General features: G+C 31.1%; 26 protein-coding genes. 8 read left to right on the plus strand and 18 right to left on the minus strand.

Features of this window, described 5'->3' with window-relative positions:
• Positions 1–17: 17 nt before the first annotated feature.
• Both ACREV6_RS07485 and ACREV6_RS07490 read right to left on the minus strand, forming a co-directional pair.
• Positions 18–926 (minus strand): alpha/beta fold hydrolase, encoded by a 909-nt coding sequence (locus ACREV6_RS07485; protein WP_431577386.1) that lies wholly within the window; start codon positions 924–926, stop codon positions 18–20.
• A 347-nt stretch (positions 927–1,273) separates the two neighbouring features.
• Positions 1,274–1,567, minus strand: a complete 294-nt coding sequence (locus tag ACREV6_RS07490) for a CD3324 family protein (RefSeq protein WP_431577387.1) — start codon at positions 1,565–1,567, stop codon at positions 1,274–1,276.
• A 519-nt stretch (positions 1,568–2,086) separates the two neighbouring features.
• Between ACREV6_RS07490 and ACREV6_RS07495 the strand changes: the two genes are divergently transcribed.
• Positions 2,087–2,743, plus strand: a complete 657-nt coding sequence (locus ACREV6_RS07495; RefSeq protein WP_431577388.1) for an FBP domain-containing protein — start codon at positions 2,087–2,089, stop codon at positions 2,741–2,743.
• A gap of 238 nt (positions 2,744–2,981) precedes the next feature.
• Here the strand turns inward: ACREV6_RS07495 and nudC are convergent, their stop codons facing one another.
• The 12 genes from nudC to ACREV6_RS07555 form a co-directional block, all read right to left on the minus strand.
• Entirely contained in the window at positions 2,982–3,782 is an 801-nt protein-coding gene (nudC, locus tag ACREV6_RS07500) for an NAD(+) diphosphatase (RefSeq protein WP_431577389.1), read from the minus strand.
• A 413-nt stretch (positions 3,783–4,195) separates the two neighbouring features.
• On the minus strand, positions 4,196–5,209 hold the full coding sequence (locus ACREV6_RS07505) for a GNAT family N-acetyltransferase (protein ID WP_431577390.1): 1,014 nt from the start codon (positions 5,207–5,209) through the stop codon (positions 4,196–4,198).
• A 485-nt stretch (positions 5,210–5,694) separates the two neighbouring features.
• On the minus strand, positions 5,695–6,174 hold the full coding sequence (gene rlmH / locus ACREV6_RS07510) for a 23S rRNA (pseudouridine(1915)-N(3))-methyltransferase RlmH (RefSeq protein WP_431577391.1): 480 nt from the start codon (positions 6,172–6,174) through the stop codon (positions 5,695–5,697).
• A 23-nt stretch (positions 6,175–6,197) separates the two neighbouring features.
• Complete coding sequence (locus tag ACREV6_RS07515; RefSeq protein WP_431577392.1) at positions 6,198–6,995, minus strand: DUF2705 family protein; 798 nt, start codon at positions 6,993–6,995, stop codon at positions 6,198–6,200.
• 48 nt (positions 6,996–7,043) lie between these two features.
• Positions 7,044–7,841 carry an ABC transporter permease subunit gene (locus ACREV6_RS07520; protein WP_431577393.1) on the minus strand — a complete coding sequence of 266 codons (798 nt, stop codon included), beginning with the start codon at positions 7,839–7,841 and terminating at the stop codon, positions 7,044–7,046.
• Between the two features lie 5 nt (positions 7,842–7,846).
• A complete protein-coding gene (locus tag ACREV6_RS07525) occupies positions 7,847–8,731 on the minus strand; it encodes an ABC transporter ATP-binding protein (RefSeq protein WP_431577394.1) in 885 nt (294 codons plus the stop codon).
• Between the two features lie 66 nt (positions 8,732–8,797).
• A complete protein-coding gene (locus tag ACREV6_RS07530) occupies positions 8,798–9,412 on the minus strand; it encodes a TetR/AcrR family transcriptional regulator (protein ID WP_431577395.1) in 615 nt (204 codons plus the stop codon).
• Between the two features lie 215 nt (positions 9,413–9,627).
• Positions 9,628–10,125 carry an SEC-C metal-binding domain-containing protein gene (locus tag ACREV6_RS07535; RefSeq protein WP_431577396.1) on the minus strand — a complete coding sequence of 166 codons (498 nt, stop codon included), beginning with the start codon at positions 10,123–10,125 and terminating at the stop codon, positions 9,628–9,630.
• Positions 10,126–10,249: 124 nt separating this feature from the next.
• Positions 10,250–10,813, minus strand: coding sequence for a GerMN domain-containing protein (locus ACREV6_RS07540; protein WP_431577397.1), 564 nt, complete (start codon positions 10,811–10,813; stop codon positions 10,250–10,252).
• Between the two features lie 14 nt (positions 10,814–10,827).
• Positions 10,828–11,613 (minus strand): MBL fold metallo-hydrolase, encoded by a 786-nt coding sequence (locus ACREV6_RS07545; protein WP_431577398.1) that lies wholly within the window; start codon positions 11,611–11,613, stop codon positions 10,828–10,830.
• A gap of 17 nt (positions 11,614–11,630) precedes the next feature.
• Positions 11,631–12,887, minus strand: coding sequence for a UDP-N-acetylglucosamine 1-carboxyvinyltransferase (gene murA / locus ACREV6_RS07550; protein WP_431577399.1), 1,257 nt, complete (start codon positions 12,885–12,887; stop codon positions 11,631–11,633).
• Between the two features lie 234 nt (positions 12,888–13,121).
• The gene (locus ACREV6_RS07555; RefSeq protein ID WP_431577400.1) at positions 13,122–13,280 is read right to left on the minus strand and encodes a DUF1540 domain-containing protein; all 159 of its coding nucleotides are present in this window, start codon (positions 13,278–13,280) and stop codon (positions 13,122–13,124) included.
• Between the two features lie 190 nt (positions 13,281–13,470).
• On the opposite strand from ACREV6_RS07555, the gene ACREV6_RS07560 reads away from it, so the two are divergent.
• From ACREV6_RS07560 to ACREV6_RS07590, 7 genes are all read left to right on the plus strand, one after another.
• Positions 13,471–14,019, plus strand: coding sequence for a hypothetical protein (locus ACREV6_RS07560; RefSeq protein WP_431577401.1), 549 nt, complete (start codon positions 13,471–13,473; stop codon positions 14,017–14,019).
• A 39-nt stretch (positions 14,020–14,058) separates the two neighbouring features.
• A complete protein-coding gene (locus ACREV6_RS07565; protein WP_431577402.1) occupies positions 14,059–14,607 on the plus strand; it encodes a 2'-5' RNA ligase family protein in 549 nt (182 codons plus the stop codon).
• A 32-nt stretch (positions 14,608–14,639) separates the two neighbouring features.
• Entirely contained in the window at positions 14,640–15,125 is a 486-nt protein-coding gene (locus ACREV6_RS07570) for a dUTP diphosphatase (protein WP_431577403.1), read from the plus strand.
• Between the two features lie 87 nt (positions 15,126–15,212).
• On the plus strand, positions 15,213–15,641 hold the full coding sequence (locus tag ACREV6_RS07575; RefSeq protein WP_431577404.1) for a DMT family transporter: 429 nt from the start codon (positions 15,213–15,215) through the stop codon (positions 15,639–15,641).
• 199 nt (positions 15,642–15,840) lie between these two features.
• Positions 15,841–16,746, plus strand: coding sequence for a selenium metabolism-associated LysR family transcriptional regulator (locus ACREV6_RS07580; protein WP_431577405.1), 906 nt, complete (start codon positions 15,841–15,843; stop codon positions 16,744–16,746).
• Between the two features lie 106 nt (positions 16,747–16,852).
• Complete coding sequence (locus ACREV6_RS07585; protein WP_431577406.1) at positions 16,853–18,046, plus strand: S8 family serine peptidase; 1,194 nt, start codon at positions 16,853–16,855, stop codon at positions 18,044–18,046.
• Positions 18,047–18,334: 288 nt separating this feature from the next.
• On the plus strand, positions 18,335–18,847 hold the full coding sequence (locus tag ACREV6_RS07590) for a ferritin (RefSeq protein WP_431577407.1): 513 nt from the start codon (positions 18,335–18,337) through the stop codon (positions 18,845–18,847).
• Positions 18,848–19,057: 210 nt separating this feature from the next.
• Here the strand turns inward: ACREV6_RS07590 and ACREV6_RS07595 are convergent, their stop codons facing one another.
• The 4 genes from ACREV6_RS07595 to ACREV6_RS07610 form a co-directional block, all read right to left on the minus strand.
• Positions 19,058–20,095 carry a hypothetical protein gene (locus ACREV6_RS07595; RefSeq protein WP_431577408.1) on the minus strand — a complete coding sequence of 346 codons (1,038 nt, stop codon included), beginning with the start codon at positions 20,093–20,095 and terminating at the stop codon, positions 19,058–19,060.
• Between the two features lie 27 nt (positions 20,096–20,122).
• Positions 20,123–21,352 (minus strand): competence/damage-inducible protein A, encoded by a 1,230-nt coding sequence (locus tag ACREV6_RS07600; protein WP_431577409.1) that lies wholly within the window; start codon positions 21,350–21,352, stop codon positions 20,123–20,125.
• 58 nt (positions 21,353–21,410) lie between these two features.
• Positions 21,411–23,159, minus strand: coding sequence for a MutS-related protein (locus ACREV6_RS07605; RefSeq protein WP_431577410.1), 1,749 nt, complete (start codon positions 23,157–23,159; stop codon positions 21,411–21,413).
• A 61-nt stretch (positions 23,160–23,220) separates the two neighbouring features.
• A complete protein-coding gene (locus ACREV6_RS07610) occupies positions 23,221–24,162 on the minus strand; it encodes a phosphoglycerate dehydrogenase (protein ID WP_431577411.1) in 942 nt (313 codons plus the stop codon).
• Positions 24,163–24,227 lie beyond the last annotated feature (65 nt).

The following is a 24,227-nucleotide window of genomic DNA, read 5'->3' on the forward strand; positions in this document are numbered from 1 at the left end:
TTATATAAAAATTCCACTTATTTCATCTTCTTATATATATAATTTGTTATAACTTCACAATACTTATCAGGTTCTTCAACCCTAGCATAATGACCAGAAAAATCAAATGTAACCACTTGTTTGTCTTTCACTCGATTCATAAATTCTTCTGTTTGCACTTCACAAGTTATCGGATCATATTTACTTTTAATTAATAAAGAAGACTTATTTACATTTGATAATTCAGTAAATACATCATTATATACTCGCCAATCCTTTAGTAATTTCATTCTTGTATTGATAGATTTACGCCATAAGGCTCCACCATCTTTAGTAGCCACAGCTATTTTTTCAATTATTTGCTTATCATTTCCATACCACATAAAGTTATTACAGTTCTCTCCAAGCTCATTTAATGCCTTTATAAGAAGTTTATTAATTTCTTTGTAATCTGTAATATCTTTCAATTCTTTTAAATATTCTTCTGCCAAAATATTGTTTCCTAATTTATTCAATTCATTTGCTGCTGCCTTTAGCATAGAACGCTCTGAAAGTGCAAAATTAAAAGACGGACATTCATATATCATATATTCAATAGAATCAGGATATAAATTAGCATAAAGAACAGCAAGATACCCACCAAATGAGTGACTAAGCAGTGACCATTTATTTATATGTAATTTTTTTCTTAATTCTTCAAAGTCTTCAATAATATCTTCTAGTGAAATATATTCTTCATCTAAAATAGCCTCAGATCTCCATACTCCCCTTTGCTCTGGGGCTATAACTTTAAAGTTTTTTGATAATCTATCCCCCTGATATTGAATAAAATCTGCAACACCAATTCCACCGGGCCCACCATGAATAAATAACAATACTGGTAATGAATCCTCTCCAAGAATTTCAGTATAGATATTTTTTCCCCTAATTTTATAATAATCCCCCATCTAATACGTCCTCCCTATAATAACCTTAATCATTTCCTAATTTCTTACCTACACTAAAGTATATCAGAAGATAACATTTTGTTTCTGTCTTATTGTGCTTTAATTTGTCTGAATTGATTTATTCTAAACTTACAAAATAGTAACGACGTTTTACTGTTGCTATTTTAGGCAGGATAATTCTTAATAACACTATTAACATTAATGGTGCTACATAAAAAAAGTTTTAAAAAATAGCAGCCCAGTTGCAATTGGATAGCTACTATTTCTGTAATTTATTTAAATTATGATACGCCTTAGAGCACCATTATTATTTGATGTATCCAAATGGTGGCTTTCAATCTCGTTTATTATTCTGCATTAATTTCGAGCATAATCTTCTTTTGCTGACTAATAATTCTTCTTATACTTTTATCTGAAAGATAGTATTCCTGAGCTAAATCTAAAATTTCAGCACCTTTTATATTTTTTAAATAAATTTCCGCATTTCTTTTTTTAAAAGTATCTCTTGAGCCGCTTTTTTCTCCCCATTTCTTTTGTTCTTCTTCTTTTCTGGGTATATATAAATATTCCCCGTCCACGTATTTTTGAATAACTTTTACTATATAAATCGGTAAAACATTGTATGCATTACTATATTTCATATCTTTACTCCTTCAAAAATTTAATTTTTGTTGAAGCAAAGACCAAAAAAACTGTCACAAAACTAAGTTTGCAACAGTTTCCATTCTTATATAAAGGAAGGAATGTATGAAATCATCTATTAAATCGGCTAATGCTGAATAATTGCGCACTGACTAAAGCCCTTTAATTTAAATCAAAAAGAACTTAGCAAGACCATATAATTCAACATCAGCTATTTTAACAAAATAATCTCCAAGCAAAGCATAGCCGATTTAGTTCTTATGGCCTTCGCAAGGAGTTTCTTTTAATCCGAATTCATTTTTGTAAATCATACAATTCACACCTTTCATAAATACTAACTTCTAATTATATTAAGAAACAACATTTATATTATACATTTTTTTTTTATACATTTCAATTAAAATCCTAAACTATTGAGACAAACTTCAATGCTCATACTCTTTACAGAATCATTTATTAGATTGAATTTTTATTTTAAACTATGTTATGATTTTATTTGAAAAGAGGTGCTAGGTTTTTTGAAAACTTTTATTAAAAAACAAGAGTATAATTATATAAGAAAGCGCTTATATGATTTAGAGAATGCTTTTAAGGTTTGTTTAGATCCTAATATTATTGAAGTTACTAAAGCATACAAACACCAGCAAATATTAAATATTTTCACAAATTTATCCGAGGAAGAAAAAGAACTACTTGATATTGGTAAAATAAACACCCCCGTGCATATCCATAAATATTTAGCTGAATTGAATGAATATGTATATGGAATGCCAACCATTACAAATGCACAAATTAATAGATTGTTTAAAAAGGAAAAGAAATTTAAATTACCAAGCCTAACTGCACAGGCTTCAAAGAATGTGTATTTAGGTTGGATTGATAAATCCATCAGAAAATTATTTGTAGCTTATAATATGGATGGTAAACTTATAGGTATGGCATGTAGACTTTCAAGTTGTGGCTCCAATAACGCTCATAGATGTGTGCTTTGCAATCACTCAGCTGGCGAAAATGAAGTAGACTTTGTTTCACCTATCTGCAAAACAACAGGGGAAGATGCCTATAGGTCAATTGGCTTTGATCTATGTTTAGATAGTAAGAAGTGTAACGACCGAATTGTAAAAATCGAAAAGCTTGAGAAAATTTTAAAGGACGTAAACAATATAAAGGGATAGTGACATGCATATCCATACTACCTCCACAGGTGCAAAAGATCACAGAATAAATATAATTGAGATTTTCTAGCCTAAAGCACCTTATACTATGCTTTAGGCAGTTATCCATTATATATTTTCCATTTCTTCCTTTAAACATAAATAAAGCAAAAAGGACAGTAGCTATTAACTCTCTGTCCTTCATTATCTTTAAATACTAATATATAAGTTACATCAAATATTACTACCTAATTTCTAGCTATTGTTTTTTCCTTGATTCAAGCAAGTGGTCAATAACAATTCTTGCAAAACTGAACTTATATTCTGGTATATTTGGTAAATCATCTAATGAAAACCAATCAGCTGCTTCTATTTCATTATTATCTATTTGTATTTCTCCTGATGCATGCTCAGCTATGAAACCAATCATAATTGAATTAGAAAAAGGCCATGGATGAGTGCCAAAGTATTTAATGTTTTTTATCTCAATTCCAACTTCTTCTCTCACTTCTCTCCTTACACATGTCTCTAAGGATTCCCCTGGCTCAACAAACCCAGCCAAAGTACTATATAAATAAGGTGGGAAATGAGGTGAATGTGCTAAAAGAATTTTATCATCTTTCAAAACAGCAACTAAAATACATGGATTTATAAAGGGATACATAAGATTTCCACAATTTAAACATTCAATGTAGGCCTTTTTATGCTCTATATTAACTTTACTTCCACAACAGCTACAATATTTTGTTTTATCTAACCAGTTTATAAAATGTAATCCACGTAAAACAAGTGAAAATACATTTTCAGAAACCTCATCACGCATATCTCCAATATCCATTACTGAATATCCTTTAACAATGTCCTCCTTATTTACACCTATAGCATAATAATCATTACCCTCTGCTGTACCTATATAAATCAATTTTGAATTGTCAATTCCCAATTGTTCAACTTCACTAGTTGATAGGAACTTAGAATGTTCTTTAACTGCAATTCCCCTTTTATAAAATAGAAAACAATATGAACATCCACTATACTCATTAAGATTCTTATTATCCATTTAATTTACCCCCATTAACTTAAAAATTAAAAACATATTCTTTTTTATATCAGTAAAAAAATATGGACCCGCTTTTACACTTATTTGCATATATTATACATCTACAATAACAATACTACAATCTTTCATACAACATAAGCCAATGACATTTTTAATATCATTGGCTTATTTATTATTAATTTTTCTTTACTCTACCAATTTATAGAATAAGTAATTTTGCGAAGGTAAACTTAACGCAACTGTTGTAGCCCTGGTTATGTATTCGTAGATTTCATAGTGGAGTGGAGGTGCGGTTTACCGTTCCTCCCTACCTTTATCCATTTTAACAAAACCTCATTTACTTATGGTACGGTTCTCCGTATCACTGTAACTGCGGTTTTAAATAAGTACGAAAGTACGGTGTCTGTTACTTATTAATCCAGCGACTTAATATTCAGGTTATCAAAGTTTGCCCATGCTACATTGTTATCAATATGTCTAACCATTCTATAGGCTATAGGCTTAAATCCACACTTAGGCCAAAATGTTGAAGAGGTAAGATTCGTTATTCTCCAATCTGCTGTTATATAATCGTATCCCTTTTCTTTCATGATTCTATAACCTTCATTCATTAACTTTTTACCAACACCATTTCCCCTTTGAGAACCGCAAGTACCTGAGATACTTAGCTCTACTCCGTTATCAGGTGTCATTAACGTTGAATCGGCCGGTCCATATGCTTGAAATCCTAATTCCTTCATATCTTTTTCTGCAATAAGGATCGTTGTGTCATCATCTTCAACCATTTTTTCATATCCAGTTTTTATTCTATTTATAACTTCCGGTAGTGCAAGTTCAAAAACTGGTGCTTTATTCTGATGTGAGAAAATTATACTGGACATCTTCGCCATTATTTCACTATCGTTTTTGTTAGCGAATCGAACCTCTGCATCAGATACATTTTCAAAGAGCTTGTAATCGTTCATATTCATTATTCCAAATACTTGTTGAATAGCGAAGCTTAATCTTTGATAGGCTTCATAGTACTCCTGATTTCCAAGTGGTATAAACGTATAGTGGATGAAGCATCCTTGCTGAAGCCATAAAGCTGAGACCTTGGCATAAAGACTGCGAATAAGTTCAGAGGATTGGTCCACTCTGATAGCAATACCCTCATAGGGCACCCATGCATGTCTGCCTCTCATAGCATCAAACCCTAACTCTCCTATTATGTAACCTAGCAATTCATTATTATCGAATGCCCCCATCCCAATGACTTTACTATCAGCGAACAGTTCCTGAAGAGTATTCGTGATATATTCCACATTAAGACAACTATTTTTTATAAATGGAAATGTTTGGCTCTCAAGATTTTGCCTGTGTATTAGCAAGTCAGCCATTGCAGGTATATTATCAATAGTAATTAATCTGAATTCATGTTTGCTCATTTCTATCCTCCAAATAATTTATGTAACTATTCAGCTAGCAAAAGATTCTTACGCAGTACGCAGTGTCTTGAATCACTTGCGCTCCTAAGAAGGGGACTTTTTTTAAATTAAATAATAAGGAAAAAAGTCCTCTTTTCAATGTTGCTGCTGCGTTGATTCCCTACAATGCGTACTGCTGAATGAAAAATTAACTCTAAGGCTGAATAGTTACTAATTTATATTATATTACATATTTTAGCATAACAAATTACTATTAACTATGTAAAAAACAGTTCATAATTGTTTTTTACATACATTTAATGTACTTATCCATTTGTAAATATCACTCTTATTCTTCTTTACACATCCCTATTTATAATGTATATTATAACTTTTTTCATAAATATTACATACGAAAATCATTTTACCTACTTGTGATACGGTATTTTCACCTATAAAAATAGCCTTAGGCAAGTTATATCAATGCCTAAAGCTATAAACCTCATTTACTTATGGTACGGTTCTCCACTTATTATTCTAAACCCTCTATAAACCTGTTCTAGAAGCATTACTCTAAATAATTGATGTGGGAAAGTCATCTTTGAAAAGCATAATTTGTAATTGGATCTTTCTAAAACAGCCCTCGATAATCCTAATGATCCCCCAATGACAAAAGCTATATTACTTTCACCCTTGACGCCCAATTCCATTATATAATTTGACAGTTCCTCAGAGGATAGCATATTTCCTTTTAACTCTAGAGCAATTACAAACATATTATCCTTTATGCTCTTAAGTATTGCCTCTCCTTCTTTTTCTTTTATTAAAACCTCTTGTTTTTCTGAAGCATTATCTGGAGTTTTCTCGTCACTTAATTCAACTATATTAAGCTTGCAGTATCTAGATAGTCTTTTGGTATATTCATCTATAGCACTTTTTAAATATTTTTCCTTTATTTTTCCTACACAAATAATAGTTATGTTCATTCTAGGTCTCCTTTTTAACATTTCTATATATTCAAATCCCTTTTTTTATAAAACACATATGTGATGCACAACATTACCAAAATAATTATAATTGATAATATCACAAAGCTCCATTGAAATCCACAGCCATTCATCAAATCTTTAGCTTCAAAATACTTAAACGGCGTAAGATATTTAAGATTTTTAAGTTTACTGTTTATATCTATGGCTATAGATAGTATAAATGTTATTAACAGTATGGCTGTAGATATAGATGTAGCTATCTTAGGTTTTTTGCTCACAGCAGCTATGGCTGTGCCAATAAGCATAAACATAAGCTGCAAAATAAGCATTCCCATCATTAATATTACTATGTCTGCACTTACCGCTTCACCTCTGCTGTACTTTCCTACTATAATTATTGAAGATACCAAAGTAATAACATTAAATATCAAAATATTCATTGTGGCAGCCAACAATTTTGATGTGATGATTTCATTTCTTGAAATCGGCTTTGCCAATAAAAACTCTGCTGTTTTATCTCGTTCTTCCTTTGAAATTATATCAGCTCCAAGCATAGCAGCATGAATCGTCGCCATAAGTACTAAGTATAAAAATAGCACTCCATAATAACCACTAGCCTTTGACAAATCTAACGTACCGACACCCATAATTGCTAGCATAAATTTTGGCATTTGATCCAATAGTTCATTCATAGATTGCCCTGAGGATGATAAAGCAGCAAATTTCCCCATACCAGCCACAACCATAAATAGTATACCAAAAGCCCATATAATAAGGCTTTTTCTATGAGCTCTCATCTCTACAATAAATATATTCATAACCTTACCTCCTTATATTCCTAGATAACTATAAATTGTTAATCACCCTTAAACAGCGTGGACATCCTTCCTAGCATACACAAAATAGCTAGCAGAAATTACTGCAATAATAAACACTATTTCTATTATAATAAATGTAACCTCATAACTAGAATTTTTTATAATGTACCCCGTGTCAAAATACTTAAAGGGCGTAATATAACGCATAGCAACATCCCCGGTTGTGGATGAAAACATTCCAATAATAAAAAATATAAATACCGTACCAAGGGAAATAGGTAGCACAGATTTAATCTTAGGTCCCACCACAGAAATTATAATTCCCAGCGATAGAAACATAATCTGGACGAAAAATAATGTAATAGAAATCATAAAGAATATTTTGTAACTATATTCTTCTGTTTTTACAAGAGACGCCATAATACTAGCAACCACTAGATAAGTTGTATTAGTAATTATTAGACAGGTTACTGCAGCTATTAACTTTGATGTCATAATTGCCCTGCGAGTAACAGGTTTAGTTAAAAGGAAATCTGCTGTTTTTGCGCGAACTTCCTTTGATATAATGGAGGTGCCTAGATTCATAGCTTGAATTGCACCACAAAGTGTTAAATATAAAAATGTATAGGAGTAAAATCCTAAAATAGAAGACATACTATCTACAGAGAGACCCAATGCTTTTCTTACTGGCTCTGGAAATCCTTCCATCAACTTTTTAAATGCTTCAACTTCATTTGAAAAAGCTGGATACATTGACAAGAAAATTGTAACAAGGGCAATTAAAGACCCTGTCCATATTATAGTGGATTTTCTATAAGCCTTAAGTTCATGTAAAAACATATTCATAGATTTTAGTCCTCCTTCGCATAATAATGCATAAAGATTTCTTCAAGGTCTGGCTCTTCAATCCAAAGATTTGTTATATCTATTTCTGAAATCTTTTTCATAACAAAATTAATATTACCCCTAAATAAAAAGCTTACTATTTTACCTTTTATATCTAAAGCACTTACACCACTTATATTAAAGTAATTATCTTCTATCTTTGATGCCACTTCTATTTTGAACTTTTTATGGTTACTTTCTTGTAGCGTACTAATTTTTTCAACCTTTATGATCTTTCCCTCTTTAATAATGGCAACACGATTACATAGCCTCTGAACCTCACTTAAAATATGCGAAGAAAGTAAAATTGTTGCACCCTGCTTATTCTCCTGCTCTAGAAGTTCAAAGAATTTTTGTTGCATAAGGGGGTCGAGTCCACTAGTAGGCTCATCAAGTATAATAAGTTTAGGTGAGTGTAAAAGCCCTTGGACAATACCAACTTTCTTTTTATTACCATAAGATAAATCATCAATTTTCTTATTAAGATCAAGGTTCATTGTTTCAGCCAATTCATGAATTCTCTTGGTACAATCTTTCTTGTAAAAACTAGCTGAATACTTTAGAAGGTCAATAACCTTCATATTGTCATAATAAAAAACCTCTGATGGTAGGTATCCTATTTCCTTCTTTATCTCCGGTCCAAATTTAACGCAGTCCTTACCAAAAATTGTAGCACTACCAGACGTCGGATAAATTAGGGATAACAATGTTCTTATTGTTGTTGATTTTCCTGCACCATTAGGCCCAATAAAGCCAAAAATTTCTCCTTGCTGCACATTAAAACTCACATCAGTGATCCCTCTTGCTTTGCCATAGCTTTTAGTCAAATTTTTGATTTCAATAACATTCATTTTTAAACCCTCCTTATGATTTTTTTATATACAGTACAAAATAGTCGATTTCAATTATATTTTTTATTATAGAAATTCTTCCTTATATACCGCATTTTTATAAAAATTATAAATCTCGAGTGCCTGTTCATACATTTCACTCATACTTGAATGATTTTTAACACCATCGTTCCAGATACCTTCCGAACACCATGAAATCATTTTATTCAATTTTTCAATATCCGTGCCATCTTTGAACTTACTTAAATCGATTTTCTCAAACATTTTCTTATACATTTTTTCTTCTATTTTTTCATTGACTTCTTTAATAGATTCAACAATCTCAGGCATTTTCTCGTAACTTGCCTTGATAACAAATTTGTACATATAAGGATATTTCTCTAAAAGAGCCATTGTAAAATTCAGACTTTGGCGAAGCATTTCAAAATAATCTGTCTCATCAAAATTAAACTTTTCGTACACTTTTTTTTCATAAATTTTCATAGTATATTCATACAAAAAAATAAATAATGATTTTTTATTCTTAAAATATTGAAATAATGAACCTTTTGCAATTTTTGCTTCTGCTGCAATATCATCTGTTGATGCATGTTTATAATCATTTGTAGAAAATATATTCGTTCCTGCATTAATAATCCGATTTTGTTTTTCTTCATCCAATTTATAAAAAATCTGATACATATAAAGCTCCTTTCTGACTAGTATAGTCATAATATTACGCCGATGACTGGAAAAAACAACCCCCCCTACAGGAAAAATATTGTTATTTTACTATTTTTAACAATATATGAATAACTTTTGTGTTATAAAAATTCAAAAAAAATAAATAAAACCTACACAAATATGCAAGGTTTTATTTATTATAATTATTTATAATTTTACGTAATTTCTTGTAATTATTTTCCACAACATTTCTTATATTTTTTTCCACTTCCGCAAGGGCATACATCATTTCTTCCAACTTTATCAGTATTAACTACCATTTTGGAATCTCTATAAGCTCTTTGAATTTCTTTTCTCTTTTCTTTTGAGAAAATCCCTTCCCATTGTGGAAGCTCATATAGATAATCTGCTTTTGCGTCTAACATATTAAAATAAAGTTTTTCATAGTCTATTTTAAAATCTACTTCAGTGCCCTCTTCAGTTTCTTCTAATACTACTGGTTCTAAGAGACTGTCGTTTATTCCATCAGTAAATCCCATAAAATAAATGTTAGATACATCAAAGTGTTTTGCAAGTTCTCCTATTGTACCTTTAACCTCATCTTTATGGTTTGATAATAATTTAGTGTAAATGCGTTTTTCTACTTCTCCATATTCTTGCCAAAACGCAGGTTCTCCTCTACGTTTAACATAGTCAACCACCATATCTGTCCACTCTTTATATAAACTCATGTTTCATTCTCCTTCGAATCATAATGTATTTTGTTATATTCCATTATTATAATAAATATTTCACTAATTTTCAACATTTATGTTTAAATATCTTAAATTAAATGAATTTTCCATAGCTAGTTTCCTATTTTTTTATTAGTACTATTTCTTCTTTACTAAAGGGCTTAGATATATCAAAGTTCCCACCTATTGTTTCAATATCTTTATTTTCCATAGTTATTCTTACTTTTTGTACAGATGGCAATTGAGTTAATGACGCAGCTATACCTTGCAAACAACTTTTTTCTTTTGCAACTGACATCTTTATTCTAGCTTCTTTACTCAAATTAACATAAGCGATACTATCTTTAATCGAAAAACTTAATAATCTAGTTTCTTTAGGGAGTATTGGTTTTAACTCACTTTTTACAGTAGGTCCTTTTATAAGTTCTTGCATAATAGCTTCCCCAATAAGTTCTTCTTTATTGATAATTCTCTCATCTTTAATTACTTCTACATTAGAATCATCTTTTGTACCATCAAAATAAATACCAAATTGGATAAAGTCATCTTTTTCTAGGGGAAGTTTTAAATTCTCAATCTTTTCTTTGTTTACTACACTTTTACTATCTTTTTTTTCACACCCAGAAAATGCTACTGTTGAAATAACAAGTAATGAACATAATAGTAATTTTGTTACATTTTTCATATTTGACCTCTCCTTTAAAAATCAATTACATCACTTGGCATGTCCCTTCTAGCTAGATCTAAAAAAATGTCCTTACCTATTTCAATATAATTGTCTTTGAGTATATTAACCACTGTTTGATATGCTAACTCTGGAAAATTATTCGTTTTACTCAAATGTCCTAGAATAATGCGTTTTTGTTTGTCATTCATTATTTCCACTATAGCATTTCCACATGCATCATTGGATAAATGGCCCACGTCACTTAATATCCTTCTTTTTAATGGGTATGGATAAGGGCCAAACTTTACCATTTCCACATCATGATTACTCTCTAGTAAAATTACATCTGCATCTTTTATTATAGTCTTTACTTCCTCAGAAAAGTAGCCTAAATCAGTAGCTATACATGCCTTCTTTTTTCCGCTGTAAAAAGCATACCCTATAGGGTTTACAGCATCATGTGATATACTATAATTTATTATATGCATATCATTTATGTCCACAGAATTATTATTAATAATTCTTATATTATGTTCTTTTATATTGCCTATTTTATTTTCCATAGCCTTCCAAGTGGCCTCATTGGCATATATTGGTGTATCGTATCTTCTAGAAATAATCCCGGCACCTTTTATGTGGTCAGAATGTTCATGAGTAATAAAAATACCATCAATATGGTTAGGGTCTTGATTTATATGGTTAAGAGCACTTTCAATGCTTTTTCCTGGCATACCAACATCTACTAAAATCTTTGTATTTTCTGACGCTACAAATACGCTATTCCCACTGCTTCCACTATATAATGGACAAAATATCATAATTGTCTCCTTTAATTTTAAATTGTAACTCTACTTATATCGGCCCCTATACTCCTGAATTTTTCTTCAATGTTTGGATATCCTCTATCAATATGTTCTATTCCTAAAATTTCTGTAGTACCTTCTGCTATAAGGCCTGCTATAACTAGTGCTGCTCCGGCTCTTAAATCTGATGCTGTTACAACTGTTCCTATCAGTTTATCTACGCCATCAACTGTAGCTACACTTCCTTCTACTTTAATGGAAGCCCCCATCTTTTTTAATTCATCCACATGTTTAAATCTAGCTTCCCAGATACTTTCATTTATTATGCTTCTGCCCTCTGAAATGCATAATAATGTATTCATTGGTTGTTGCACATCCGTTGGAAATCCTGGATAAGGAAGCGTCTTAATATTTACAGCCTTAAGTCTTCCCTTAGCTTTAACCGTAACACTGTCTCCACCTTCATGTACCTCTGCCCCCATTTCCATGAGCTTTGCAGAAATTGATTCAAGATGTTTTGGAATAACATTATTTACAGTTACTTCACCACCACAAGCAGCGGCTGCTATCATAAAGGTACCTGCCTCAATCTGATCTGGAATTACACTGTAGGTACATCCTGTTAATTCTTTTACACCTATGATTCTTATAACATCTGTACCTGCACCTTTAACATTAGCTCCCATAGAGTTTAAAAAGTTAGCTACGTCAACCACATGAGGTTCTTTTGCAGAATTTTCTAAAATAGTTGTACCTTCTGCAAGAGTTGCTGCAGCCATTACATTTATTGTTGCACCTACACTAACAACATCAAAATAAATACTGGTTCCAATTAGTCTATCCGCCTCAACATTTACAGCACCATTCTCAATTGTTACGGTTGCTCCAAGTGCCTCAAATCCTTTTATATGTTGATCTATTGGTCTTACACCTATAGGGCAACCCCCTGGGAGATCCACTTTAGCTTTTTTAAATCTAGCTAAAAGTGCACCAATTAAATAATAAGACGCTCTCATTTTTCTTACATCTTCAGTACTCGCATCCATGCTAATTATATTTGTACTATCTATAGAAACTGAATTATTTTCTCTTTTAATTTCACAACCTAGATCCTCTAATATTCTTTCAATACAATTTACATCTTCTATATCCGGAATATTTTCAATGATACACTTTCCCTTACTTGCGATTATAGCTACTGGTAGAATTGCTACTGCTGCATTTTTGGCACCACTTATTTCTACCTGACCAAGTATAGGTTTTCCTCCGTTAATTACCAATTTATCCATATTCGTATCATCCTCACTATACTTTATATATTAATTTACTTTATAATTTACTTTTTATTTTACTTTTATTTTTATATATACATGCCATTATAACATACCTAAATTATATTCTAACATTTATTTTGAAAATATGAAATGATATTATTTTGTTTAATATATAATTTATTTAAATAGCCATAGTTTTTTCATAATAATATAAAAATCACCCGCGATAGGCCGGTGATTTTTATATTATTATGATGTTTTAAAACTTCCACAGTCTGTACATTCTTGTGTTTTAGCAACACTTTCATGTTTTATGACTTCGATTTTGTTTAAAGTACAATAGTTATCATCTTTACAATGAAATTTACACTCACTTACTATACAACCTATACTGTCATTATGCTCCATATTAAAAGCACCTCCTTTAATTGATTATAAAATTATTATTAACATAATTAAAATTAATTATGCTAGTAAAATAGTATACATAAATTTACATAGAAAATACAAAACTAAAAAAATATGTTATAATATATTTATAATTTAATTAAAATAATGTTAACCAATCTTGGTTATTAATTTTATTCGGAGGAAAAATATGAAATACTTTTTAGTTGCTTTATTTGATGATGAATCTAATTCTACAATTCAAAATATTCAAAGAGATATTTGTAGGAAATATAAACTATACAAAAGCTCCCCTAATCTTTATATATCAATATGTAGTATAACGAATCCTGATTTAGAAAAATTAGATGTAGTTGTTTCTAAAATTATGGTTCCTTATAAGAAATTCAAAGTTAACATAAACAATAGTATTAGTTTAACCGAAAATTTTACTCAAGTTAATCTTAAAGTTGAAGATAAAGGATATATTTATCGTTTAGCTAGAAGTATTACAGATACTTTAGATTTACATGGCTTTAACGTTAAAAGTGAGAATGATAATATTGATCTACGAATTCTCTTATCTAATGCCAATCACATTATTAAAAAATTATATAACGGAGGACCAATTACTATTGATGCTAATTTAGATAAGGATGATTTTTTTAAGTTTGCAAAGGTTTGCCGCCTTGAATTATGGAAACAGGTTAGTATTAAAAAAGAAATGATAGTTAAAACTTATGATCTAAGAGAATACTAAAGAACATAAAGTTATGTTTTAAGTTTGAGGGTGATAAAAATGGTTTACTATTTGGTTGCTTTATTTGACAGTGATTCTTATACGTATGTGGAATCACTGCAAAAGACACTTTGTGAAAAATATAGCCTGTATAGGTCCGGAACAGATTTACCTATGCTTCATATAACTCTAGAAATAATAACGGATCCCAATCTTTTCGATTTGGATATTTCTTTAAAAAATATTCTCCTAGATTATACTGAATTCCAAGTTGAATTAAATGGTGTAATATGCTTTGACCCTCCATTTAAATCCGTAAACTTAAACATTAATAATACAGGCACTATATATGAATTATCTAAGAATATAAATTCTATTTTAAAATCACAAGGTTATAATGTTCGTGAACATATTGAAAATTGGAATTTACATATTTCACTAGCTAACACAACTTTTGCTGATAGAGAGTGGTCTGATAGTGAATATTTAGACGCTTGTAAATTAGCTAAGGATGAGAAATTGTTAAAAACTATTACAATCCACTGCGTAGAGCTTTGGAAACCTATAAATGATAATGATGAAATGGTGGTTAAAAAATACACTTTATAAAATATACGATTTAGTAAAAAGGCGGTTTAAACATGAACTTACAGAGATTATTTCAAATGCAAGATGCTTTAGATAAAAGAATAGAAGCAGAACATAACCTGTGCGGAATACCATTACTTAGAAAAAAAATACTATCCCTTCAAGTAGAACTAGGGGAACTAGCAAATGAAACACGTTGTTTTAAATTTTGGAGTACAAAATCTCCTTCAAATGATGATGTAATTCTAGAGGAGTATGTTGATTGTCTGCATTTTATTTTAAGCATCGGAATAGAAAAAAACTTTGAAGATATTACTTTAAAAACTAAACATATTACATTTGAATTATCTGAGCAGTTTTTAAACTTATATACAAATATTTCAGATTTTATAACCTGTTCTTCATTGGATAGCTACTTAAACATTTTTCAGGATTTTTTAAGTTTAGGTGAAAATTTAGGCTTTTCCAAGAAAGATATTGAAAATGCGTACTTATATAAAAACAACATCAATCACGAAAGACAGGATAATGGATATTAAATCCCGTCTTTTTAAAATTTTATAATTATATTTTTTTAATATTACAATACATTCTGGGTAAACTAACCTAGAGGAGTGTGATTGTAATTGGGATTAATATTTTCTATCATTGCAGGTGTTTGCATGAGTCTTCAAGGTGTTTTTAATACAAGGGTAAGTGAAAAAATTGGGCTTTGGGAAACTAATGTTTTTGTTCAAGCCACTGGTTTAATTCTCACCCTAATAATGCTCCTTGTAGTTGGTAATGGTAATTTAAAAGCTATAAAAGATGTAAATAAATTGTATTTACTAGGAGGACTCCTAGGTGCTATAATTATATTTTCTGTTATGCAAGGTATAACAAAGCTCGGACCAACCTATTCTATTGCAACTATATTAGTTGCTCAACTTTTTGCAGCTGGTATAATTGATAGCTTTGGAATGTTTGGCGCAGAGCAAATAAAATTCACCCTACCTAAGTTTATAGGAGTTGGCGTAATGGTTGTAGGAATAATAATATTCAAATGGAAAGGGTAATAGGCTCTTTCTATTTTTTCGGAAAATCAGTGTTATTTTTTATCTTCCCTATTGAAATTAACTGTAAATACCCCCACAATTATATGTCAATAACCACTACCCTAAAGGTATAGTGGTTTGCTTATAAGTTTTTATGAATTGTATTAAAATTTAAATCTAACTACTATATATATATATTCAATATACAAGGAGGATACTTATGGATTTCAAACAGATTGAAGCCTTCATTAATGTTGCCAGGTTTAAAAGTTTTTCTAAAGCGGCTAATACGATTTTTTTATCGCAACCTACAATAAGTTCACATATAGCTAGCTTAGAAAGAGAATTAAATGTTCAACTTTTTGACAGAACATCTAAAGAAGTATACTTAACGCCTGCCGGCCATTCTTTTTTAGAATATGCAATTAATATAATAAATATTCGAAATAATGCTGTTTCTAATCTTTCTAACTTTAATACTACAATCTCTGGAAAATTAAATTTATCAGCCAGCACAACTCCCTGCAACTCACTGGTGCCTGAGCTTATAAAAAAATTTAGTAAATCCTATCCTGATGTTCGTTTTAATATTACAGAACAAAGTTCCGGGGATATAATTAAGGATATTTTAGATCTTCAGTGTGAAATTGCTATAGTTGGAACTACAATTAAAAACGAAAAGATAAAAAGCTACAAGCTTATGGAAGATAATCTTGTTCTAATCTCTAGTACAAGCCTTAATATTCCTGATGAAATAACTTTAAAGGATTTGCTTCAATATAAGTTTATAATTAGAGAGAAAAATTCAGCAACTAGGAGTACCCTTGATACAGCCCTTGAATCAAAGGGTCTGAACCCTAATTTATTAAACGTATTTTGTGAAGTAAATACTTTGGACAACCTTCTTCAATTTGTAAAGCTAGGAACAGGTGTATCCATCATTTCCGAAAAAATTTCTCTTGATTATATTGATAAGAGTAAAATAAAGATAAGTAAAATTAACGATTTACTTTTAAAAAGAAATCTATATTTAATTGTTAATTCAAAACGAACATTAACCCCTATTGCTAATGCATTTTTTAACATGTGCAATGAGATGTTTTCGCTAATAGAATATGAGGGCTAAAAAGCATATATTACTAAATTTATTTGGTAATATATGCTTTTTTTATTAACATATTTTCAAAATTCGCATATACTATAATAATGTAACAATACCTTAGGAGGCATACATGTTTTCCTTGAAACATAAATTAGATCCTACCTTAAATCATGCTTTGCTCAGTAACCTATATGAAAATTATAGGGTAATAATATACTGCAAGTCCCTTGAAATTAAAACCATGGATAAAATTAAATCCTTAAAATGCGATATCCTACGTCATATTTCCGGTGTAAACTGTATTTGTGCTATTTTAACACCAAGTGCTATAGACAAATTACTAGAATATCCACAAGTAGCATATATAACTTTAGATTCCTACGCCCATTTGTGTGGTAATAGCATACTGTCATCTAATGGTATATCCTTTCAAACAAACTATGATTTAACTGGCAAGGGTATTGGCGTTGGACTAGTTGACAGTGGTGTGTATCCACATGTTGACTTATTGAATCCTACCAATAGCATCAAAAAATTTGTGGATTTTGTTAACAATTTAAATTATCCTTATGATGACAATGGTCACGGCACCTTTATGAGTGGATTAATTTGTGGTAGTGGTTCTGGGTCAAAGGGTATGTACAAAGGTGTGGCAAAAGATAGCCACCTTTATGTGATTAAGGCCTTTGATAAACTAGGGAAGGGCTTTATATCTGATATTTTATTTTCATTAGAAACTCTAATTGTGGAGAGTAGTGACTTCAATATTAAAATTATTTGCCTCCCCTTTGAAACTCTTGAGACTGATGAATTTATACTTTCACTGTTTTCTAAGCTTTTTGACCTTGCAATATCAAAAGGCCTGGTAGTAATTGTTCCTAGTGGAAGTAATAAAAGTATTAAAAGTTCAATACGAGGCATAGCTACCCTTAATAATTGTATAACTGTAGGTGGGTATGATAACACTTTTAGCACAAAAATATATGAATATTCTTCCTGTGGCCCTTTTAAAAAACAGGATAAACCAAATTTGATTTCTGCCTGTGTTGATATTTGTTCCTTGATTTCAGATACAAAATTCATCTCTGAAAAAAATGGTGTGAAGCTTTACCCTCCTCATATCACTAATTTATATACCACCTATACAGGAACTTCATGCTCCGCTGCTTTTATAAGTGGTATATGCGCTCTCCTCTATGAAAACAATAAAAATTTATGCTTCAAAGATACATTGGCATTACTAAAGATATCTTCAAACTTATTAAATTTTCCGAAATATATGCAAGGGTCAGGAATTATAAATTTAGAAAAACTATTACCTTAGGCACATGAGAATAAATAATAAGTCCTATGTTAACGTATTTGACTTATTATTTGTTTTTATGTGCCTTAAATCATAACCCTAAAAATCATATATTAATATATTTTAAACATTAGTTAATAATATATACAGTACAATTGATTAGGTGTATAATATAGATATTCATTAATATTGATAATTAATTAAAAATGATTATCAATACTCGGACAATATTATATACCATTATGAATTTACGTTTTCAAGGGCATACTTATTGTTATGTGCCCCCAAAGGAACACGAGGAGGATTATTATGATAAGCGAAAAATTATTAAATGAACTAAACAAACAAATAAACTTTGAGCTATATTCCGCACACATTTATTTAGCTATGGCGGCTTATTGCGCATCAGAGGATTTTGATGGTTTTTCTAATTGGTTTAAAGTTCAAGCCGAAGAAGAAAAATTCCATGCTATGAAATTTTATAATTATGTAAATGAAATGAATGGAAGAATAGTTTTAGAAGGGATGCCTGATCCTCAAAATGATTTTAAATCACTTCTTGAAGCTTTCCAAATATCGTATAATCATGAAAAAATTGTAACTAGTAAAATTTACAACCTTACTGACATTGCTACAGAAGAAAGAGAACATGCTACTATAAGCTTACTTAAGTGGTTTATTGATGAGCAAGTTGAGGAAGAATCTAACTTTAGTGGTCTAATAAAAAGACTTGAAAGAATTAATGATGACCCTACAAGTCTTTATCTACTAGATACAGAACTTGCAGCAAGAGTTTTTGTTCCACCTGTTACTACTAGATAAAATTTATGGATCTATGAAATCATCATCTGCGATGCTACAATTAACGACTTCAGAAGGAGATTCTGACTCCCACTTATAGAAGTGAGATACTTCCTTCTGAAATGTCGTTAAAGTAACATATTTTTTAAGGCACATACCATTATTGGTATGTGCCTTTATACTTATGCGGTTTTTTCATCTTAAAACTCTCTTAAACCATCATCTGTGACATTATAATGTTTTTATAAGTGTTAGCAAATCACTATATATACCATAAGCTGTTTGCTGAATTTCAGGATTCTTTTCAATTATTTGCACTTCTCCCATTAAATCTGTTGTTACAGCTAATATCGAAGATGTTGCATCTATATTGCTAAAGGTATCCTTATAGTTTATATAAACTGGATGTACCCGTCCTTTTGCTTTATTGTCTTCAATATATCCTTCGCATAGAAGCTTAATTTTACAATTTTCTACCTTAGCTTTTTTTATATCATGTAAAGTAATATGTGATATCCCTTTTCTATCTATTTCTGTAGGATTTACATTCGTGTCCATTAACACATTTAGTAAGGCTGCAGTTTTTGCAGCTGCATCCCATCCATCAATGTCTAAGGTTGGGTCAGCTTCTGCAAACCCTCTTCTTTTAGCTTCTTTAATAGCATCTTCATAACTATTTCCACTTTCCATTTGTTCTAACACAAAATTGGTTGTAGAATTTAATATTCCTTTAAAAGATAACACCTTGCATCCTAGCAGTGTGTATTTAACAAAATTAAAAATAGGGGTGCCATCCATTACAGTAGTTTCATATAAGAATTGTAGACCTTTATCTTTTGAATTATCACGAAGTTTTTGATACTTAAAGGCTATAGGCCCTTTGTTTCCTGTTATAACATGCATACCTCTATCAAAGGCAGTCTCTATATGAGTTATTGCCGGCTCTCCATCGTGAATAGATAAGGAGCTAAGTTCAACGAGCAGGTTAGCATTACAATTCCTTATAATCTGTAATGTTTCCATAGTCACAGTATCTTCTGCAGTAGAATCAAACTTTCCACTGTCTTCCACATCGCAAAGAGTCCTCGTAAGGTCTATTCCCTTAGCATTAATAATTCCACCCTTAGACCTGCCTGCAATAGCTGTGACTTTAATATCATATCCAGTGTTCTCTTTAACTTCTAGGTTTTTAGTTATTAACATTCTGCAAAATTCCTGTGCAGCATTTCCAAATCCTACTAAACATATGTTTATTTCTTTATTATGCATTTATACCCCACCTTTTTCAGTTGAGAATTATAGTAGCTCTCGTCTAAGCCAGTCCAAAAGTTGCATAGTTGCTCTTTCCCTTATTTTCTGCCTATCTCCTGATAATTTAAGCATCTTTGTTTTAACTTCCCCATTCATATATAAGCCTACATATACAAGCCCCACTGGTTTTTCAGCGCTTCCACCATCTGGACCTGCAATGCCTGTTGTTGAAATCCCAATCTTAGTGCCTGATGTTTTCGCTATGCCTTGTGCCATTTCCGCCGCCACTTCACTACTTACTGCGCCATACTTATCCAAGGTTTTTGCCGAAACTCCTAGTCTATTAATTTTAGCCTCATTACTATAAGTCACGACGCCATCAATAAACACAGAAGATATACCTGGATAATTTACAAGCTTTGCTGCTACCATTCCTCCAGTACAGGACTCCGCAGTAGCTATAGTTAACTTTTTATTTATAAGCATTTCGCCAAGTACATTCTCTAGGGTTATATCCCCTTCCCCATAAATGTTATTGCCTAGTCTGCTACGTATTGCATTTTCCATAGGCTCTATAAGTTTTATGCCCCGCTCCTGGGTATTTGCCTTTGCTGTAATTCTAAAAAGCATTTCTCCATCTTTAGCATAAGGTGCCACAGTTGGATTTGTTTGATTATCTAATATATCTTCTATCATTTCCTCAGCTGAGCTCTCTCCCACACCTATAACACGAAGCACCTTTGAAACTAATACACCCTGTTGAAACTTTTCAAGATAAGGAACTACAGCCTCCTCAAACATAGGTTTCATTTCTCTAGGTGGTCCAGGTAAAAGTGCAACTATCTTCCCATTTTCCTCAATTATGCATCCTGGTGCTGTGCCATTATTATTGGGAAGTATAACTGCATCTACTGGGAAATATGCCTGTTTCACGTTGCTTTTCGCCATTGGTTTATTCATTTCCTTAAAATATCCCTCAATAATTTTCATAGAAGCTTCATGAACTACACTCTTCTTCCCGAAATACTCAAAAGCTACTTCCTTAGTTAAATCATCCTTTGTAGGTCCAAGTCCCCCAGTAGTTATAACTAAGTCAGCTCTACTAAAAGCTAGTCTATATGCCTCGAGTAGCCTCTCTGGGTTATCTCCAACTACTGACTGATGATAAACTGCTATGCCTAAATCTGCAAGTCTCTTGGCTATATATTGCGCATTTGTATTGATTATATCCCCCAGCAATATTTCCGTTCCTACTGCTAATATTTCTGCTCTCATAATTATCTCCTCTTTCCTAGTGCCACCCACGTGGCAAGTGGCATCTATGTATTTTTTTTTATTCCTTATGTTGGCTTTTTGAAATTCTTTCGTTAGTTCTATAAGTGATTTCTTTTGGATATCCCATAAATTCAAGTACCTTTATTGCATTTCTAGTAGAAGATACTCCTTTTCTTATTTGATAATCAAACTCTAATCCCTGTTCTCCCACATTCTCAGTAAAATAATAGCATTCATATAAATCTCCTAGCATATTGGTTATATCAAGATCATGTGTAGCTACTGCAACCAAGGAATTATGTCTAGACAAATAAGCTAAAATCTCAGTAGAAGCATTTACCCTCTCAATAGGATTAGTTCCCCTAAAAATCTCATCAATAAGGCATAAATTTGTTACTTCCTCATTGCAATCATTAATTATTCTAAATATTGCCTCTGCCTCGCTTAAATAATAACTTTTCCCACTAATTACATTATCACTTACAGTCATTGATGATACTATATTGAAATATCCACCTTCATAGCTTGTAGCAAGGCATGTGAATATAGTTTGGGCAAATAGCGCATTCAAGCCTATAGCTCTTAAAAAAGTAGATTTGCCTGACATGTTTGAACCAGTTATAATAACACCTTTTTCTATAGTTAAAGAATTACCTACAGCAGCTTCTACTAATGGGTGTTTTATATTTTCAGCTTTTATTGCTTTAAATCCTTTTGTTAATTTTGGCTCTGCATATTCTAAAAGTCCCTCTCTGTAGGATGCTACAGAGATTAATGCGTCAATTTCCCCTAAGATTAAATAAACACTTCTTATTTCTTCAATATGTGACTTAACCTCATCTATTATTTTATAAAAGCCTCTAGCTTCTATTAAAAAAAACAAATTAAAGTACTCATAAAGAATATCTACGCCTTCTATTCTACCTATTCCAATGGAGGTAGCTTTTTTCATTATTACCTTGCAAACCTTTGCTTTTTCTTTAAGCTTTAAAGTATATTCTTTTATCTCCTTATCCTCTATTTTACCCATAACCTCAGCTATAGAAATAACTTTACCCAAATAGCCCATAGATTCAATTTCAGAACCAATTTGTTTTTTAATCTTAATACTAATATAGCTATTAGCCGCTAAAATTATAAATATAAAAGGAAATGCTCTAGATATACCAATAAAAGCTATTGAGGCTAAAGAACCACATGCTAATATGCTAAGCAAATATAGCAATGGCAAAAGTGATGTTTTATAGGAAATTTCATTCCATAAAAAAGATGTTATGGTATTATTACGCGGCCTTCCAAGCTTTAATAAACTAACTTGGATTTTTTCTCTTATTTCCTTATTATGTTGAAAAAAACTTATATTCTTATTTCTATTAATTAGTTTTTCTTGCTTCAAAATCGGATTTCTTAAAATGTGATATAAATACTGCTCCCCTGGAGAAGACAAAGTTCTATCTACCTTATTAAAAACCTTATCCATATTAAAATCTAAATAAGTTTGATCATCAATATATATATCTTCTGGATTTTTATATTTGAAGATATCAAACAATAATTTGATATCTTCAAATTCTCTCTCTCTCTTATTCTCCTTACCATAGTTCTCCCTAACCTGTTTTAAATTCTTGTAGAATATTGATTTACTCCTCGCTACTAGTCCAAGCATCAGCAAAACTATGGAAATACTTATTCCCCAAAAATATATTTCATTTATGTTTTTTCCTAAAGCAATTGATAAATACGCTGTAATTGCAACCATAGCCATACTCGTTAAAAATAAGTTGTTAAATTTTTTATCCTTCTCCATTTATCCTATCCCCTTAAAAAATAACAATCTAGTATCTTACTTTTTATTTATTTAGTTGTATCTAATACCCTTTTTTCAGATTTACTGTATTCACTAACCCTTCCCCTTTAAGATATTTTTTCATATTTTTATAAATAATATCAAACCTTCTCTCGTTTCTCATCTCTGAAATCCAGGAATTGTGAGAAGTTAATATAACGTTACTTAAATCCCATAATGAATTATTTTCTTTTAAAGGTTCTTCTTCATACACATCTAAGGCCGCCCCTGCCAATTTGCCATTCGTTAAGTTTTTCAATAGAGCACCCTCATCTACAATACTGCCTCTAGCTACATTTATAAAATAAGCACCAGTTTTCATTTCCATAAATCTCTCTTCATTAATTAAATGATGAGTAGCTTTTGTATATGGTATTGTAGCAACAACCACATCACACAATTTAAGCATTTCATTTAAATCTGCATAACATCTATTAAAATATTCAATATCTCTACCATCTGTATTCACACCTACTATATTTACCCCAAAACCCTGAAATCTTTTAGCTGCCTCAGTAGCTATAGTGCCTGTTCCAATAAAGCCTATGGTCTTTCCATATAACTCCATAATACTTGTATCCATCTTCCATTTCCTCTTGCTTTGGTTTTCATATAGCATCTTACTATTCTTAAAAAGCTCTAGGGTTTTTAATACAACCCATTCCCCCATGGGTATACTGTAACCACCTTTATTATTGGTAATTATAATCGAAGTGTTTTTAACATACTCTATTGGTAGCTGGTCAATGCCTATACTAGATAATTGAATCCATTTTAGCTTTTTCATTTTTTCTATGTCTAGGGTTTTAAATGGGTCATAACAAACTAAAACCTCTACCTCCTCCAAATCATCATTATAAATTAAACCTTCCTCTGGTATAACTTTTACATCATACCCAAAGGCTTTTATATCTTTGATTTTATCTCCGCCGTAGTTGTATGTGAAAAGTGCTTTAATAGACATCCAAACCCCTCCCCTTCGTTAAATCATTACTCTATAATATACTACAAATGCAATCAGTTAACTTC

This window comes from Clostridium sp. (genome assembly GCF_050717515.1).
In the GTDB taxonomy this organism is placed as follows: domain Bacteria; phylum Bacillota; class Clostridia; order Clostridiales; family Clostridiaceae; genus Clostridium_AD.